This window comes from Paeniglutamicibacter sp. ORCA_105, assembly GCF_045798545.1.
In the GTDB taxonomy this organism is placed as follows: Bacteria; Actinomycetota; Actinomycetes; order Actinomycetales; family Micrococcaceae; genus Paeniglutamicibacter; species Paeniglutamicibacter sulfureus.
This window is the reverse complement of the sequence record NZ_JBIXLM010000023.1, coordinates 57,334-70,833: the sequence shown is the minus strand read 5'-3', so window position 1 is coordinate 70,833 and position 13,500 is coordinate 57,334. Positions and strand designations below refer to the sequence as shown.

13 protein-coding genes are annotated in these 13,500 nt (G+C 65.7%); 5 read left to right on the top strand and 8 right to left on the bottom strand.

All coding sequences use genetic code 11. The features are described from left to right. The 4 genes from ACIPUB_RS12630 to ACIPUB_RS12615 form a co-directional block, all read right to left on the bottom strand. On the bottom strand, positions 1-712 hold a 712-nt coding region (locus ACIPUB_RS12630), incomplete at its 3' end, for a crotonase/enoyl-CoA hydratase family protein (protein WP_407607694.1). Then, complete coding sequence (gene npdG / locus ACIPUB_RS12625) at positions 709-1,377, bottom strand: NADPH-dependent F420 reductase (RefSeq protein ID WP_407607693.1); 669 nt, start codon at positions 1,375-1,377, stop codon at positions 709-711. The genes npdG and ACIPUB_RS12630, both read right to left, overlap by 4 nt. 22 nt (positions 1,378-1,399) lie before the next feature. Beyond that, the gene (locus ACIPUB_RS12620) at positions 1,400-2,158 is read right to left on the bottom strand and encodes an SDR family NAD(P)-dependent oxidoreductase (protein WP_407607692.1); all 759 of its coding nucleotides are present in this window, start codon (positions 2,156-2,158) and stop codon (positions 1,400-1,402) included. A 21-nt stretch (positions 2,159-2,179) separates the two neighbouring features. After that, positions 2,180-3,358 (bottom strand): thiolase family protein, encoded by a 1,179-nt coding sequence (locus ACIPUB_RS12615; RefSeq protein ID WP_407607691.1) that lies wholly within the window; start codon positions 3,356-3,358, stop codon positions 2,180-2,182. A 331-nt stretch (positions 3,359-3,689) separates the two neighbouring features. On the opposite strand from ACIPUB_RS12615, the gene ACIPUB_RS12610 reads away from it, so the two are divergent. After that, entirely contained in the window at positions 3,690-4,253 is a 564-nt protein-coding gene (locus tag ACIPUB_RS12610; RefSeq protein WP_407607690.1) for a nuclear transport factor 2 family protein, read from the top strand. A 144-nt stretch (positions 4,254-4,397) separates the two neighbouring features. On the opposite strand, the gene ACIPUB_RS12605 is transcribed toward ACIPUB_RS12610, so the two are convergent. The 3 genes from ACIPUB_RS12605 to ACIPUB_RS12595 are packed head-to-tail and all read right to left on the bottom strand — an operon-like array spanning position 4,398 to position 7,332. Further along, entirely contained in the window at positions 4,398-5,309 is a 912-nt protein-coding gene (locus ACIPUB_RS12605) for an acyl-CoA thioesterase (protein WP_407607689.1), read from the bottom strand. A gap of 44 nt (positions 5,310-5,353) precedes the next feature. Further along, on the bottom strand, positions 5,354-6,100 hold the full coding sequence (locus tag ACIPUB_RS12600) for a FadR/GntR family transcriptional regulator (RefSeq protein ID WP_407607688.1): 747 nt from the start codon (positions 6,098-6,100) through the stop codon (positions 5,354-5,356). Beyond that, complete coding sequence (locus ACIPUB_RS12595) at positions 6,100-7,332, bottom strand: CaiB/BaiF CoA transferase family protein (RefSeq protein WP_407607687.1); 1,233 nt, start codon at positions 7,330-7,332, stop codon at positions 6,100-6,102. The genes ACIPUB_RS12600 and ACIPUB_RS12595 overlap by 1 nt, the downstream gene beginning before the upstream one ends. Positions 7,333-7,576: 244 nt before the next feature. Between ACIPUB_RS12595 and ACIPUB_RS12590 the strand changes: the two genes are divergently transcribed. The 4 genes from ACIPUB_RS12590 (at position 7,577) to ACIPUB_RS12575 (ending at position 11,401) form a co-directional block, all read left to right on the top strand. After that, positions 7,577-8,341: an SDR family NAD(P)-dependent oxidoreductase gene (locus ACIPUB_RS12590; RefSeq protein WP_407607686.1), complete on the top strand. Its 765-nt coding sequence runs from the start codon at positions 7,577-7,579 to the stop codon at positions 8,339-8,341. 237 nt (positions 8,342-8,578) lie between these two features. Further along, positions 8,579-9,358 (top strand): electron transfer flavoprotein subunit beta/FixA family protein, encoded by a 780-nt coding sequence (locus ACIPUB_RS12585; RefSeq protein ID WP_407607685.1) that lies wholly within the window; start codon positions 8,579-8,581, stop codon positions 9,356-9,358. 14 nt (positions 9,359-9,372) lie between these two features. Further along, positions 9,373-10,353: an electron transfer flavoprotein subunit alpha/FixB family protein gene (locus ACIPUB_RS12580; protein ID WP_407607684.1), complete on the top strand. Its 981-nt coding sequence runs from the start codon at positions 9,373-9,375 to the stop codon at positions 10,351-10,353. 112 nt (positions 10,354-10,465) lie between these two features. Continuing rightward, complete coding sequence (locus tag ACIPUB_RS12575; RefSeq protein WP_407607683.1) at positions 10,466-11,401, top strand: cytochrome b/b6 domain-containing protein; 936 nt, start codon at positions 10,466-10,468, stop codon at positions 11,399-11,401. A gap of 745 nt (positions 11,402-12,146) precedes the next feature. Here the strand turns inward: ACIPUB_RS12575 and ACIPUB_RS12570 are convergent. Beyond that, positions 12,147-13,466 carry an MFS transporter gene (locus tag ACIPUB_RS12570; protein WP_407607682.1) on the bottom strand — a complete coding sequence of 440 codons (1,320 nt, stop codon included), beginning with the start codon at positions 13,464-13,466 and terminating at the stop codon, positions 12,147-12,149. Positions 13,467-13,500: the final 34 nt, after the last annotated feature.

Genomic DNA, 13,500 nt, shown 5'->3' with positions numbered 1-13,500 from the left:
CGTTGGACTTGCGGATCGGGTCGACGAACTCGTGTTGCCGGGTGAATTTCTCCTGGACCGGCCAGTCGACCGACTCCACCATGACCTGCTTGGAGGTTGCCAACGCCAAGGGGGCATTGCGCGAGATCTCCTCGGCCAGCTCCAGGGCGGCGGGCAATGCAGCCCCTGGCTCGGTCACCCGGTTGACAAGGCGCAGTTCGCCGGCCTCGGTGGCCGGCAGCATGCGCCCGGTCAACACCAGTTCCATGGCGTAGTGGTACGGCAGCCGGTTGGGCAGGCGCAGCAGGCCGCCGGCGTTGGCCGTCAGCCCGCGCTTGACCTCGGGCAGACCAAAGGTCGCGTTTTCCGCGGCGACAATGAGGTCACAGGCCAGCGCGATCTCGAATCCGCCGCCCAGGGCGTAGCCCTCGACCGCCGCGATGAGCGGCTTGCGCGGGGGGCGCTGGACGAGTCCGGCGAAGCCCCGGCCGGGCACGATCGGGATCTCCCCCCGGGCGAACCCCTTCAGGTCCATGCCGGCGCAGAAGGTGCCGCCGGCTCCGGTGATGACGCCCAGGCTCAGGTCGTTGCGGCTGTCGAGCAGTTCGAAGGCCTTGGCGAGCTCCTCGGAGAGCTGCAGCGACATGGCGTTCTTCGCCTGCGGCCGGTTCAGGGTGAGGATCAGGACCCGGCCTCGTTCCTCAATGATCAGCGGCTGTTCCTCGCGGCTCATTCGGACTCCTTGACGCCGGTGATGGCAAGGCCCGAGCGGGTCTTGTAGTTCTTGTTTACGTTGATCAACACCGCCGTGAGCGGTTCGAGCTGCCGGGCCAGCCGCAGGGCGCCGGCATCGATGCCCCGCTTGCCGGTGACGGCGGCGGCAAGGTCCATGACCAGGTTCTTGGCCTCCGCGTCGTCGCCGCAGACCAGGATGTCTTCGTGGCTGAGCAGACCCTCGTTCTTCCACAACGAGAGCGCGGCAACGTGGTGGAAGGAGCCCACAACGGCGGCCTCGGGAACCAGTCGCTGGGCCTCCTCTGCGGCGCTCTCCGCCAGGGTCAGCCCGTATGGCCCCGCCGCGTCGAAGCCGAGCGGGTTCACGCAGCTGATGATGGTCTTGCCGCGCAGCTCGTCTTTGAGGGAAGCGACGAGTTCCGCGTGGCCTTCCCAGGGGACGGCCAGCAGGACGATGTCGGAGGTTGCGACGGCCTGTGCGTTGGTGGCGCCGATGACCGTTGCGGGCCCCTCGATTTTTGCGGCGATTTCCTGTGCCTTTTCACCGGCACGTGCGGCGTCGCGCGAACCGATGGTGATGGCGTGCCCGGCCTGTGCCAGGCGGTAGGCCAGCCCGCGGCCCTGTGGGCCGGTGCCGCCGACCACTGCGATTTTGTGCGTCATGATCTCTTCCATTTCTCTGGTCCTAGCGTGGTGCCATGCGGATGGCGCCATCGAGTCTGATGGTTTCCCCGTTGAGCATCGGATTGGCGATGATGTGTTGGGCGAGCGAGGCGTATTCCCCCGGCTCCCCGAGCCGGCTTGGGTTCGGGACGCTTTGGGCCAGCGAATCGCGGACCTTTTCCGGCAGCCGGGCCAGGATCGGGGTGTCGAACAGGCCGGGGGCGATCGTCATGACGCGGATGCGCTTGCTGGCAAGGTCGCGCGCGGCCACGAGGGTCATGCCGACGATTCCGGCCTTGGCCGAGGCGTAGGGGATCTGGCCTATCTGGCCCTCATAAGCGGCAACGGAAGCGGTGAGGATGCACACGCCGCGTTCGCCGTCGAGTTCCTCGTTCTTCGCCATCCGCGCCGCGGTCTGGCTCAGCACGTTGAAGGTGCCGATGAGGTTGGTTCGCACCACGCCCTCGTAGGTTTCAAGCGAGCCGGGATTGCCGTCGCGGTCCACCAGGCGTAGGGCGCCGCCGCGGCCGGCGCAGTGCACCAGCGCCCGCAGCGGCGCCAGGGCTTCGGCGGCGTCGAGCGCGGCATTGACCGAATCCGGATCGGTGACGTCGGCCGCCACGAAAACGGCGCCCAGGTCGGCGGCGACCTCGGCGCCGGCTGAGGAAGGCAGGTCCAGGATGACGACCTTTGCGCCGTCCTCGGTGAGGCGGCGGGCGGTGGCCGCGCCCAGGCCCGATGCGCCGCCGGTGACGACGACGGATGCTCCGTTGATGATCATGGTTTTCTCCTGCGGGGTTGGTTAGAGGCGTTCGATGATGGTTGCGTTGGCCATGCCGCCGGCCTCGCACATGAGTTGGAGGCCGTAGCGCTGCTTGTTGTCTTCCAGGGCATGCAGCATGGTGGTGAACAGCCGCGTGCCCGAGGCGCCCAGAGGGTGGCCCAGGGCGATGGCCCCGCCCCGGGGGTTGAGCTTGTCGGGATCGGCGTTAAAGTGGCTCTGCCAGGCCAGCGGGACCGGTGCGAATGCCTCGTTGACCTCGATGTGGTCCAGCTGCTCCAGCCGCATTCCCGAGCGGGCCAGAATCTTTTCGGTGGCCGGAATCGGTGCGGTGAGCATGAGCATTGGGTCGTCCCCGACGGCGGTCATGGCGTGGACGCGAGCGCGCGGTGTCAGCCCGAGCTGGCGGGCCTTGCGCTCGCTGACCAGCAGGACCAGGCTTGCGGCATCCGAGATCTGCGATGAGTTCCCCGCCGTCACGGACCATTCGACCTGGGGGAAGCGTGCGCCGAGCTCAGGGGTCTCGAAGACCGGCTTGAGCCCGGCCAGGCGCTCGGGCGTGGTGTCCGGCCGGGGTGTCTCGTCGCGGGTCACCAGCGTGCCCGAGGGGGTGTGCACCGCGATGATTTCGCGCTCGAAGGCCGCAGCCGCGGCGGTGGCCAGGCGGTGGGAGCGGGCCGCGTATTCGTCCTGCGCCTCGCGGGTGGCGCCGAACTTGGCCGCCACCAGCTCCGCCGCGACGCCCTGGGAGACGAGGCCGGGGGAATAGCGGGCGGTGACCGCCGGGCCGAAGGGGTCGGCCCCGGCGCGCGCGGAGCCCATGGGCACCCTGCTCATGGATTCGATGCCCCCGGCGATCACCATTTCGTAGGCCCCGGAGAGGATGCCCTGGGCCGCGAAATGCACGGCCTGCTGGGACGATCCGCACTTACGGTCTATCGTGGTCGCCGGGACATGGACCGGGTAACCGGCTGCCAACCAGGCCATTCGGCCGGGGGTGGCGGACTGCTCGCCGGTCTGCGAGACGCACCCGATGAGCACGTCGTCGACCTCGCCGGGGTCGATCCCGGTCCGCTCGACCAGGGCGGTAAGTGCCTGCGCCAGCAGGTCCACCGGATGGATCTCGGCCAGCGCTCCGCTTGGACGGCCGCGGCCGGTGGGGGTGCGAAGCGCATCAACAATCAGGGCATCAGTAGTCATGGGGTAATCCTCCTAACCTATTGCTTATCATGATTGTCATGATGTCGGCAATGGTTGTCAGCGTATTGGACGGGCGCGGGCGGAGACCGGGGAAGTGCCGGCCGGTGCCGCGATGCCGACGGGATCGGTTGCGATTGCGCGAGGGCGCCGAGCGCGGATGCAGTGTCGGGCGGCGAAGTGCGGAGAAATATGAATTTGGGCGGGGGGCTGCTTTTCTTCAATATGAATAGTTATAATCAAATTTCAGATGATCGTCTTCGTCCACGTGCACACCGGACGTGAGGGCGAGATCCAACACAGGTCAAGACAGTGGTCAGTCAAGGAGAAGAAGATGTTGCAAGAAATGACGATCGAGGATCGAATCAGGCGGTTGGAGGACCGCGAGGCGATCCAGGAGCTCGGGATTCTTTACGGGTTCATCATGGATGAGCGTGACGAGGCGGGGATCCGCCAGATTTTCACCTCCGACGCGACCCTGCGCTCGCAGGACGGCGTCTTTGCCGCAAGTGGCATCGAGGAAATCGTCGAGACCTACTTGGGCCGCTTCGCCGCGCTCGGCCCGACGAACCACTACAGCCACGGGCACGTCGTGCGCTTTGACGATGCGGATCCCGACACGGCGACAGGGCTGCTGGCCGGCCACGCCGAAGTGGCGCGCAACGGCGTCGCCATGCAGGTTGCCTTGCGGTACAAGGACACGTATCGCCGGGTGGGCGGCAAGTGGCAGTTGGCCGATCGGCTGATGTCCTACATGTACTACCTGCCCGTCACCGAATACGCCGAGGGCCTGGGCGACCGCAACAGCGTGCGTGCATACGGAGACCACCGCCCCTCCGACTGGCCGGAATCGCTCTACTCGGAGAGCGGAAGCGATTGGCTCAAGGCCTACCTCTAGGCCGTTCGCAGGCGGGAGCCGGGCCTGCGGCGACAACCGCCGCGGACCCGGCTCCCGCCCGCCGTGGGCGGGAATTTGGGATTTGCGCGGGTCTGGAACGGCCGCACAACTGCGCGCCCAGGAACGCCTGGAACGGGTGGGCGCTCAGCTTCGGGTTGGGGCATTGACACGCATGGTTCCCTGCTGGGCCACGGTGCACAGCAGTTCGCCGCTGCGCGAGTACATGTCCGCCAGCGCCAGTCCGCGGCCGTTACGCAATGCCGGGGAACGCTGATCGAGAAGTATCCACTCATCCGTTCGTGCGGGGGCGTGGAACCACATCGAATGATCCATGGAAAACCCGGAGGCACTTCCGCTGCCCCACCACAGCCCGTGGGGTTTCAGCATGGGATCCAACATGCACATGTCGCTCGCGTAGGCGAGCAACGCGGCGTTCAACGCGCGGTCCCCGGGGGCCTCGCCCATCGCCTTGATCCAGACCGAGGAGTGGGGCTCGCTCCCGCCGTGGGCATGCGCCGACAAACGCGGCGGCTCCTTCGCATACCGGAGGTCGAACGCCGAATCCGTGTCCCAGTAGGAATGCACGTCGTCAAAGCCGGCCAGGGCCTTCGCCGCGTTCGGCAGTTCCTCCGGCAGGCGGGCCGCAGGCATGGGTGCCTGGTGCTTCGGGCTGCCCGAATCCTTGGCAAACGTGAGTTCCATGGTCAGCAGCAGCCTGCCGTCCTGGTGCACCCGGGCGCTTCGCCAGCAGGTCGAGCGGCCATCGCGGACCGGGACGACGTCGATCTGAACGCCCCGGTCCGATGCGCCGGCTTCGATGAAATAGGCATGCAGGCTGCGCACCCAGAAGCCTTCCGGCACGTCGACGGAAGCTCCGGCAAGTGCCTGGGCGACCAGCAGGCCGCCATACGGTACGCCCCAGTGGAAACCGGGCGTGCCGCCGGCAAACCTGCCGCCGCCCAGCGCCGATGGCTGCAGCAGCGCGCACACCTCCTCGAAGGAGGCGGACGCTGCTCCCCGCTCGCGCCCGGGAGCGCTTTCCGTCTGCGGTTTCATTTCCGGCAGCCCTTTCCCTTGTGCCGTCTCCGGTTGTTTCCGCACTAAAGGCGGGCGCTCCAGGAGATCGGCGTATCCAGCAGCTCCGGGAATTTCCGCTCGGCGTAGCGTGCGTATGCCGAGATGTGTTCGTGCATCGCCGCGGCCGATGCCGCAGGGTCCCGGGCCGCGATGGCCTCGTAGATGCTTGAATGCGCGTCGTACACGGCGGCCCGCCGGTGTTCCGGGTAGTCGATGCCGATGGCGCTTCCGTCAAGCATTCCAAGTAGCGACTCCACCAGGTATCCGAACATGACGTTTCCCGAACCGTGCGCGATGGTGTCGTGGAAGCGCTTGTTCATTTCCAGGAACTCCGATTCGTCGCCCAGGTTCTCTCCCATGTGCTCGACGCTGTGCTTGAGGACTGCCAGCTGCTCCTTGCTCATTCGGGAAGCGGCCAGCTGGGCCATCATAGGTTCGAGGCCGGCACGGGATTCGGCAATGGTGCGGAACGGGGCGTTTTCGAACTGCAGCAACAGCGTCAGCGCGGTCGAAAGTCCGCTGCCGTCCGGCTGCTGGACGACGGGTCCGCCGCCCGGGCCGGGCTTGAGGGAAATGACGCCCTGCAGTTCCAAGAAACGCAACGACTCGCGCAGTGTCCCCCTGCCGATCTGGTACTGCTCCAGCATGGCTCGCTCCGGGGGGAGCCGGTCGCCCACGGTGTTGCCGCGGCGCTGGATATCCGAGACGATCCGTTGGGCGACCAGCATCGCGGTCTTCTGGGGGCGCATCGACCCCTGTGTGAGTGTCATCAGACGGCCTCGGATACCAAGCCATTGGTGACCACTCCATCTGCGGCAAGTCGCCTGAGGGAATCGGCGCCGATGCCCAGGCGGCCCAGGACCGTCTCGGTGTGCTCGCCGACTTCCGGGACTCCGTGGTAGGAAGGCTCCGCCGAGCCGGCGACGTGGAGGATTGGCCCCGTCATCATGGCATTTCCCAAAACGGTCCCGGACAGGCTGACCAGCGTGCGTTCCAGGAAGTGCGGGTCCTGCATGATGTCGCTGGAATCGTTCACGGCCGCGGCGACGACTTCGTGCGCATCCAAGGTCTCCAGCACCTGGTTGCGCGGCATGGAGGCCACCCAGGCCTTGACGATCTCCTGAAGTGCCTCGTTGTTCTCCATTCGGGCCGAGTTGGTGGCGTAGTGTTCGTCGGTTTTCAAATCCGGGCGGCCCATCGCGTCGAAGAGCCGCATTGCGATGGTCTGGGCGGAAGCCGCGATCGAAAGCCATCCGCCGTCGCCGGCCTGGTAGATTCCGCGTGGTGATGCGGACCCCGAGGTGTTGCCCACGCGGCTCATGATGGTTCCGGTCGAGGTGTAGTTGAGCAGGGCGTCGCCGAGGATGAACATCAGGGGCTCATACAGCGCCACGTCGACTTCCGAGCCGACCCCGCTGACTTCCCTGCGGAACAAAGCCATGGCGGTGCCGAACGCGGCGGAGATCCCGGCGATGGAGTCGGCGAAGCCGAACGGCGGGGCCGTGGGCGGGGTATCTGGCCATCCGTTGAGGAATGCGTAGCCGCTGGCCGTCTCGGCCACGGTGCCGAATCCCGGTTTCGCGCTATAGGGCCCGCTCTGTCCGAAGCCGCTCACGCGGGTGAGTACCAGGCCGGGATTGATCTTGGAAAGAACGTCGTAGCCCAAGCCCCAGGCTTCGAGGCGTCCGGGGCGGAATGACTCGATGACAACGTCGGCGCCGCGAATGAGCTCGAGTGCGATCTCCCGCCCCTCGGGGTTGCGCAGGTCGATCCCCACGGATTGCTTCCCGGAATTCAGGCGTGCGAACCCCAGGGCCAGGCCGTCCTTTTGGGGCTGCCATTGCCGGGCCATGTCCCCGTTGGCGGGGTCTTCGACCTTGATGACCTCGGCACCGAAGTCGCGCAGCATGCGTCCAGCGGTGGGGGCGGCGTACATCGACCCCAGTTCCACGACACGCACGCCCTCGAGCAGCCGTGGGGTTTCCGTCTTGGGCTGGTCCATGGCAGCCTCACCTCTTTCATTCAGTCCGAGACTATAAAATGGTAATAATGATAATGGATTATTTAAGCCCGGAAGGCAAGGGTTCGGAGGGTGGATGCCTGGCCATGGTCCCGGTTCTTCCATATTTGTATATGATTATCATAGTATTCTTGGTTCGAGGCGGGGAAATCGGTCCGGGCAGCGGCCCGGGGGCCGTCTCGTAGTCATTAAAAGAGCAGGTCAGTCAACAATCCGAGGGGAAAACATGAGCACCGAAATTCCGAACGCTTTCGACCTCACGGGGCGCGTGGCCCTGGTGACCGGGGGTAGCCGCGGGCTGGGCCGAGAGATGGCCTTCGGCCTGGCGAGGGCTGGGGCCGACATTATTATCGCCAGCCGCAAGGGGGAGGCCTGCGAGGAGGTTGCCCGCGAAATCGAGGCCGAAACGGGGCGCCAGGCCATGGGCTTTGGTGTGCACGTCGGGCGTTGGGCTGACCTGGAGTCGCTGGTCGAGGCCTCCTACGAGCGGTTCGGGAAGGTGGACGTGCTGGTCAATAACGCGGGCATGTCGCCACTGTACAACTCCGTGGACGCCATCAGCGAGGAGCTCTTCGACAAGGTGCTCGATGTGAACCTCAAGGGCCCCTTCCGGCTGTCGGCACTTATCGGCACCAGGATGGCCGCAGGCGGCGGTGGGTCCATCATTAACATCTCGAGCGCGGCCGCCGTCCACCCCAGGCCCCATGTCCTGCCGTATGCGGCGGCCAAGGCCGGCCTGAATGCCCTGACCGTGGGGCTGGCCCACACGTTTGGGCCGACCGTGCGCTGCAATGCCATCATGGCTGGAACGTTCCTCACCGATGTGAGCAAGGCCTGGGATGAGGACGCGTTTGCGCAGCGGGCAAAGGCGTTCGCCCTGGAGCGCGGCGGCCGGCCCGGGGAGGTCGTCGGGGCGGCGTTGTACCTAGCCAGCGACGCATCAAGTTACACCACCGGGTCGATCCTCACGGTCGACGGCGGGCAGCCCTAAAGGCACTTCCTCGGCCGATGCCGGTTCGCCCCGGACGGGCATACTTATTTCCGTCCGGGGTGGCCCCGGGGCAGGTCGAATCTTTCCGACAATAATCTATGGTCATGATATGCATCTTTCTGGTACGGTGATCACAAAGAAGCCGAAGTGGAACAAATACCGTGGGCCCAAGGCCACATCTTCGGCTACCAGGTCCCGACCGACGCTGGAATTGGATGACACCAAAGGAGTGAAGAAGTGAAAATCATCGTCCTAATGAAGCAGGTGCCGGACACTTATGGAGAGCGCCGGCTGGATACCACGACCGGCCGCGTGGATCGAGGCGCCGGTGAGGCAATCCTCGACGAGATCAGTGAGCGGGCCCTTGAGGTCGCGCTCAGGTACAAGGACGGCAACAAGGGCACGCACGTCACCGCTCTGTCCATGGGGCCGGCTTCGGTCTCCGCGGCATTGCGCAAGAGCCTGTCCATGGGTGCCGACGCGGCAATCCACGTGCAGGACGACGGGCTGGAAGGCGCGGACATGGGGGCGACCGCTTCGGTGCTCGCAGCCGAATTGGCACGCAACGAATTCGACCTTGTCATTGCCGGCAACGAGTCGACGGATGGCCGGGGTGGAGCGGTACCTGCCATGGTCGCCGAACACCTGGGCCTTCCGCTGCTGAGCTTCCTTGACTCTGTGGAGCTGTCATCCGACCAGGTTGCCGGGGAACGGGCCACGGAATACGGCACCCAGGACGTCCACGCCGCCCTTCCCGCGGTCATCTCGATCACCGAGCGTGCGGCCGAAGCCCGGTTCCCGAACTTCAAGGGCATCATGACGGCCAAGCGCAAGCCGCTGAGCGTCGTTTCACTGGCCGACCTCGGCATCGAACCAGCCGTCGTGCCGGCGGGGGGCCGCTCCATCGTCTTGACCACCAGTGAACGCCCTGCCCGCACCGCCGGGACCAAAATCATCGACGAGGGGGACGCGGGCGAGCAGCTCGCCGACTTCCTGTCCGCCAACCGCCTGATCTAAACGAGGAACGGAACATGACCAACGTATTCGCACTCATCGAGACCTCGGCCAGCGGCGAAATCCGCAACACCGCCGCCTCAGTCATTGCCGCAGCAGCCACGCTCGGCACCCCGATAGCCGTCGTGGCGGTGGCCCCAGGGGCCCCAGGGGCCCTCGGCGGACTCGTCGAGCACCTCGGTTCCCTCGGTGCCGCGCAGGTCTACCTCGCGGAGAGCGACCAGGTGGGTCGCGTGCTGGTCACGCCGCAGGTCGAGGCACTTGCCGCGGCCGCCGCGGAGCTGGAACCAACCGCCATCGTGGCCGTCAACTCCGTCGAGGGCCGTGACGTGGCGGGACGCATTGCCGTCCGGCTCCGTGCAGGACTGGTCACGGACGCCGTCGGACTGCGCCTCGAAGGGCAGCGGATCGTGGCCCAGCACTCCGTTTTTGGCGGTGCCTTCAACGTCGAATCGAGTGTCGAGAACGGGCCGGCGGTGATCACCGTCCGCCAGGGTGCCATCGAGGAACGCGTGGCCCCGAGCGTCGCCACCTTCACCACCACCGCTATCCAGGTCGATTCCAGGGTCTCGGGCGTGATCGACAAGATCAAGGACGCCGTGGCGACTTCGAGCCGCCCGGACTTGCGCGGAGCCGACAGGGTGGTTTCCGGTGGCCGCGGGCTGGGTTCGAAGGAGAACTTCGTTCTTGTCGAGCAGTTGGCAGATGCCATGGGAGCCGCGGTGGGCGCCTCGCGGGCGGCGGTCGACGCCGGCTACGTCCCGCAGTCGTTCCAGGTTGGGCAGACCGGCACCTCCGTTTCGCCGCAGGTGTATGTAGCGCTCGGCATTTCCGGTGCCATCCAACACCGGGCGGGCATGCAGACGTCCAAGACCATCGTTGCGATCAACAAGGACCCGGATTCGCCGATCTTCGACATCGCGGACTTCGGCGTGGTCGGCGACGTCTTTGCCGTTGTGCCGCAGCTGGTCAAGGCCATCGAGGCCCGCGCGAACTGATCCAACTCCCCGGCCGGGCATGCACCGGCCGGGGAAGATCGGCCCGCCACCGCATCGTTCCACCATGTCCACCGGACGGATCCCGTCCCCTGACAGAGAGACCCAGAGCCTCATGTCCACATCGACTCCGACACGATCCACGGTTGCCAAGAGCAAATGGACCAAACTGGCATGGATCCTGCCCGTGGCCCTCGTGGCACTGTTTGCCGTCGTCCTGGCGGCCAAGGGCCTTCGGGAACTGCCCGCCGTCCAATCCTTCGTGACCACATACCCCGGCGAGTCCGAACTGCCGCGGGGGACACCGGTCGGGTTCCCGGCATGGCTGTCCTGGCAGCATTTCCTTAATGCGCTGCTGATCCTGTTGATCATCCGCAGCGGTTGGCTGGTGCGGACCACTACCCGCCCGCCGGCCTATTGGACGCGCAACAACAAGGGGCTCGTCCGCACCAAGACGCCGCCGACCAAGATGAGCATCCACCTCTGGTTCCACCTCAGCCTGGACGCGCTGTGGATCTTGAACGGAGTGGTGTTCTTTGTCCTGATCTTTGCCACGGGACAGTGGAAACGGTTGGTCCCGACCAGCTGGGATGTCTTCCCCAACGCGCTCTCGGCACTGTTGCAGTACGCCTCGCTGGACTGGCCGTCGGAGAACGGCTGGGTCAACTACAACGGCCTTCAGCTGCTGGCATACTTCGCCACGGTCTTCATTGCGGCGCCGCTGGCCATTGTCACGGGACTGCGTATGTCCTCGGCTTGGCCCAAGCACACCGCAACGCTGAACAAGCTGTATCCAATCGAGGTGGCCCGGGCCCTGCACCTGCCGGTCATGGTCTACTTTGTTGGCTTCATCATCGTGCACGTGACCCTGGTGTTCACCACGGGTGCGCTGCGCAATCTCAACCACATGTACGCCGCCCGCGACGGGGGCGGCTGGACGGGGTTCTGGTTCTTTGCCGCATCCCTGGTCGTGATGATCATCGGATGGCTCGCAGTGCGGCCCATCCTGCTGCGGCCCGTTGCCGCACTGACCGGCTCCGTGACCCGATAGGAAAACGGCGCCGGAACCAAGTGCAAACCAAGCGCATGGCCAGACGAAAATCGTCTGGCCATGCGTTTTCCTTTGGCCGGCGTTGCATCGGCCACCGGGCGGAGACGAGGAGGCTGGGCTCCGCCGCCCGATGCGCCACGGGCAGCCAAGGGCAAGAGGTCGCACCGTCTTCGAATGCTGCAGCGAGAGCGCCCGGATGTCGGGGTGCCTAGGGGGCCGCCGGAAGTCCGGAGCGTGCGGGCCATGGCGGCATGGAACACAGGCCGGCACGGAAGGGCCCCGCTCGCCAAAAGAATCCACCGGCGGCACGCCGGCAGCCAGCGCCCGGAGCGGAAGCCCCCGGAGCACCCTGCCGCAGGGGGCATGGCGGGCGCGGGAAGGGCATGTGCGTCATGCGTGGCGAATGCGTGTAAACAGATAAAAGTGGGCCACTTCGGCAAGGTAAGCTGTCCAGCTCAACGTTCTGAATCAGGCCATTTCGGCAGTAAAAACAGGCCGGGCCGATGACCTGGAAATCCAACGGATTTCCCGTCCGGGCCACAGGGTAAACCCGGCGCGGCTCAGGAGTCGCTGCGGCTGTGGCGCGCCTCGCGGGACATGGCGAAAGCCCGGCAATCGTTGTGGCACGGGCCTGCTAGTGCTGCCCTGCGGGGTTGTGATTGGGCTCAGGGAGCGTCCGGAGCCGCGGTCCGCCCTGAAGCCAAAAGGAAACCGAGACCCCGGTCGGGGCCTCGGTCCCTCTTGGTTAGGTCAGGGGCTCGCCGGGCTTGGCGTACCGGCGGATGGAGAGCAGCGTGACGAGCGTGACCAGCGCGGCGCCCATGAGGAAATACGCCGGGGAACGTGCGTCTCCGGTTTGGATCACCAGAAGCTGCACCAGGAACAGCGCCGTACCGCCGAAGATTGCGCCGCCGATGTTGTAACCGATGGCGAACGTTGCCATGCGGGTCCGAGACGACGTGAATTCGGTGAAGAAGCAAATGACGACCGCGACGCAGCCGCCCAGGCCAACGGCCATGATGGCCAAAGCCAGGACCACCAAACCGAGGGAGCCGGAGGAAAGTAGTGCGAAGATCGGCCAGCCGAGCACCAAGAAGTACGCCGCCGAGGCAACCGCCACTTGTTTCCTGCCTAGCCGGTCGGAGAGAAGACCAACCACAGGGTGAAGGACGACGCTCAGCCCCAGGCCGATTGTCGTGGCAAAAAAAGCCTCTTGGCTGGAAAAGCCCTGTCCCTTGAGATAGGTGGGGAAATAGGAAAGAAAGACGAAGTTTGCCGAGAACGTCAGCGCCACCACGGCCGTGCCCTGGACGATGAGCCACGGCGATCCAAGCAGTGCTTCACGCAAGGGACGTTTGGAAAGCTCGCCCTCGCGACGAAGTTTCATGAAGACCGGGCTCTCTTCGAGCTTTAGCCGGAGGTAGATGGCCACCCCGCCCAGTGGAAGGGCAAGCAGGAACGGGATCCGCCAGCCCCATACGTCGAAGGCCTCGTCGGGCACCAGCGCGGTGACCAGCAGCACCACCGTGGAGGCCATGAGGAAGGAGAACGTCGCGCCGCTCTGCAGGAACGCAGTGTAGAAGCCGCGGCGCTTGGGCGGGGCATGCTCGGCGATGTAGGTGACCACGGAGATGACCTCGCCGCCGGCGGAGAAACCCTGGATGAGCCGGAGCAGCACCAGGAGCACCGGCGCCGCGATGCCGATGGCGGCTTGCGTCGGCAAGACCCCGACGAGGAAGGTGCTGATGGAAATCGTTGTGACGGAAATGACCAGCACCGTCCGCCGGCCCGCCTTGTCTCCAAGGGGCCCAAGGACCAGCCCTCCGAGCGGGCGCATCAAATTGGCGACGCCAAAGACCGCAAAGGCGGACAGGATGCCCAGGGCAGGGTCGTCGCTGGGAAAGAAGATCCTGGCGATGGAAGCCGCCAACAGGCCGTAGAGGGCGTAGTCGTAAAATTCCACGACCTGCCCGGCGACCCCGCCGGCAACAATGCGATGGATGTCCTTCTTGGATGGCGGTGGAACCGTTCCGGTTGATGTATCTACCGCTGACGAAGCTGACATGGAAGCCATCAATCTAACCCTCTCGTAGTCCCCT

Bases quoted from the DNA above. Each gene is read 5' to 3' on its own strand.
- ACIPUB_RS12605 (WP_407607689.1), bottom strand. From the start codon at position 5,309: ATGAAACCGCAGACGGAAAGCGCTCCCGGGCGCGAGCGGGGAGCAGCG.
- ACIPUB_RS12570 (WP_407607682.1), bottom strand. From the start codon at position 13,466: ATGTCAGCTTCGTCAGCGGTAGATACATCAACCGGAACGGTTCCACCG.
- ACIPUB_RS12575 (WP_407607683.1), top strand. From the start codon at position 10,466: ATGTCCACATCGACTCCGACACGATCCACGGTTGCCAAGAGCAAATGG.
- ACIPUB_RS12615 (WP_407607691.1), bottom strand. From the start codon at position 3,358: ATGACTACTGATGCCCTGATTGTTGATGCGCTTCGCACCCCCACCGGC.
- npdG (WP_407607693.1), bottom strand. From the start codon at position 1,377: ATGACGCACAAAATCGCAGTGGTCGGCGGCACCGGCCCACAGGGCCGC.
- ACIPUB_RS12620 (WP_407607692.1), bottom strand. From the start codon at position 2,158: ATGATCATCAACGGAGCATCCGTCGTCGTCACCGGCGGCGCATCGGGC.
- ACIPUB_RS12580 (WP_407607684.1), top strand. From the start codon at position 9,373: ATGACCAACGTATTCGCACTCATCGAGACCTCGGCCAGCGGCGAAATC.
- ACIPUB_RS12595 (WP_407607687.1), bottom strand. From the start codon at position 7,332: ATGGACCAGCCCAAGACGGAAACCCCACGGCTGCTCGAGGGCGTGCGT.
- ACIPUB_RS12610 (WP_407607690.1), top strand. From the start codon at position 3,690: ATGTTGCAAGAAATGACGATCGAGGATCGAATCAGGCGGTTGGAGGAC.
- ACIPUB_RS12590 (WP_407607686.1), top strand. From the start codon at position 7,577: ATGAGCACCGAAATTCCGAACGCTTTCGACCTCACGGGGCGCGTGGCC.
- ACIPUB_RS12600 (WP_407607688.1), bottom strand. From the start codon at position 6,100: ATGACACTCACACAGGGGTCGATGCGCCCCCAGAAGACCGCGATGCTG.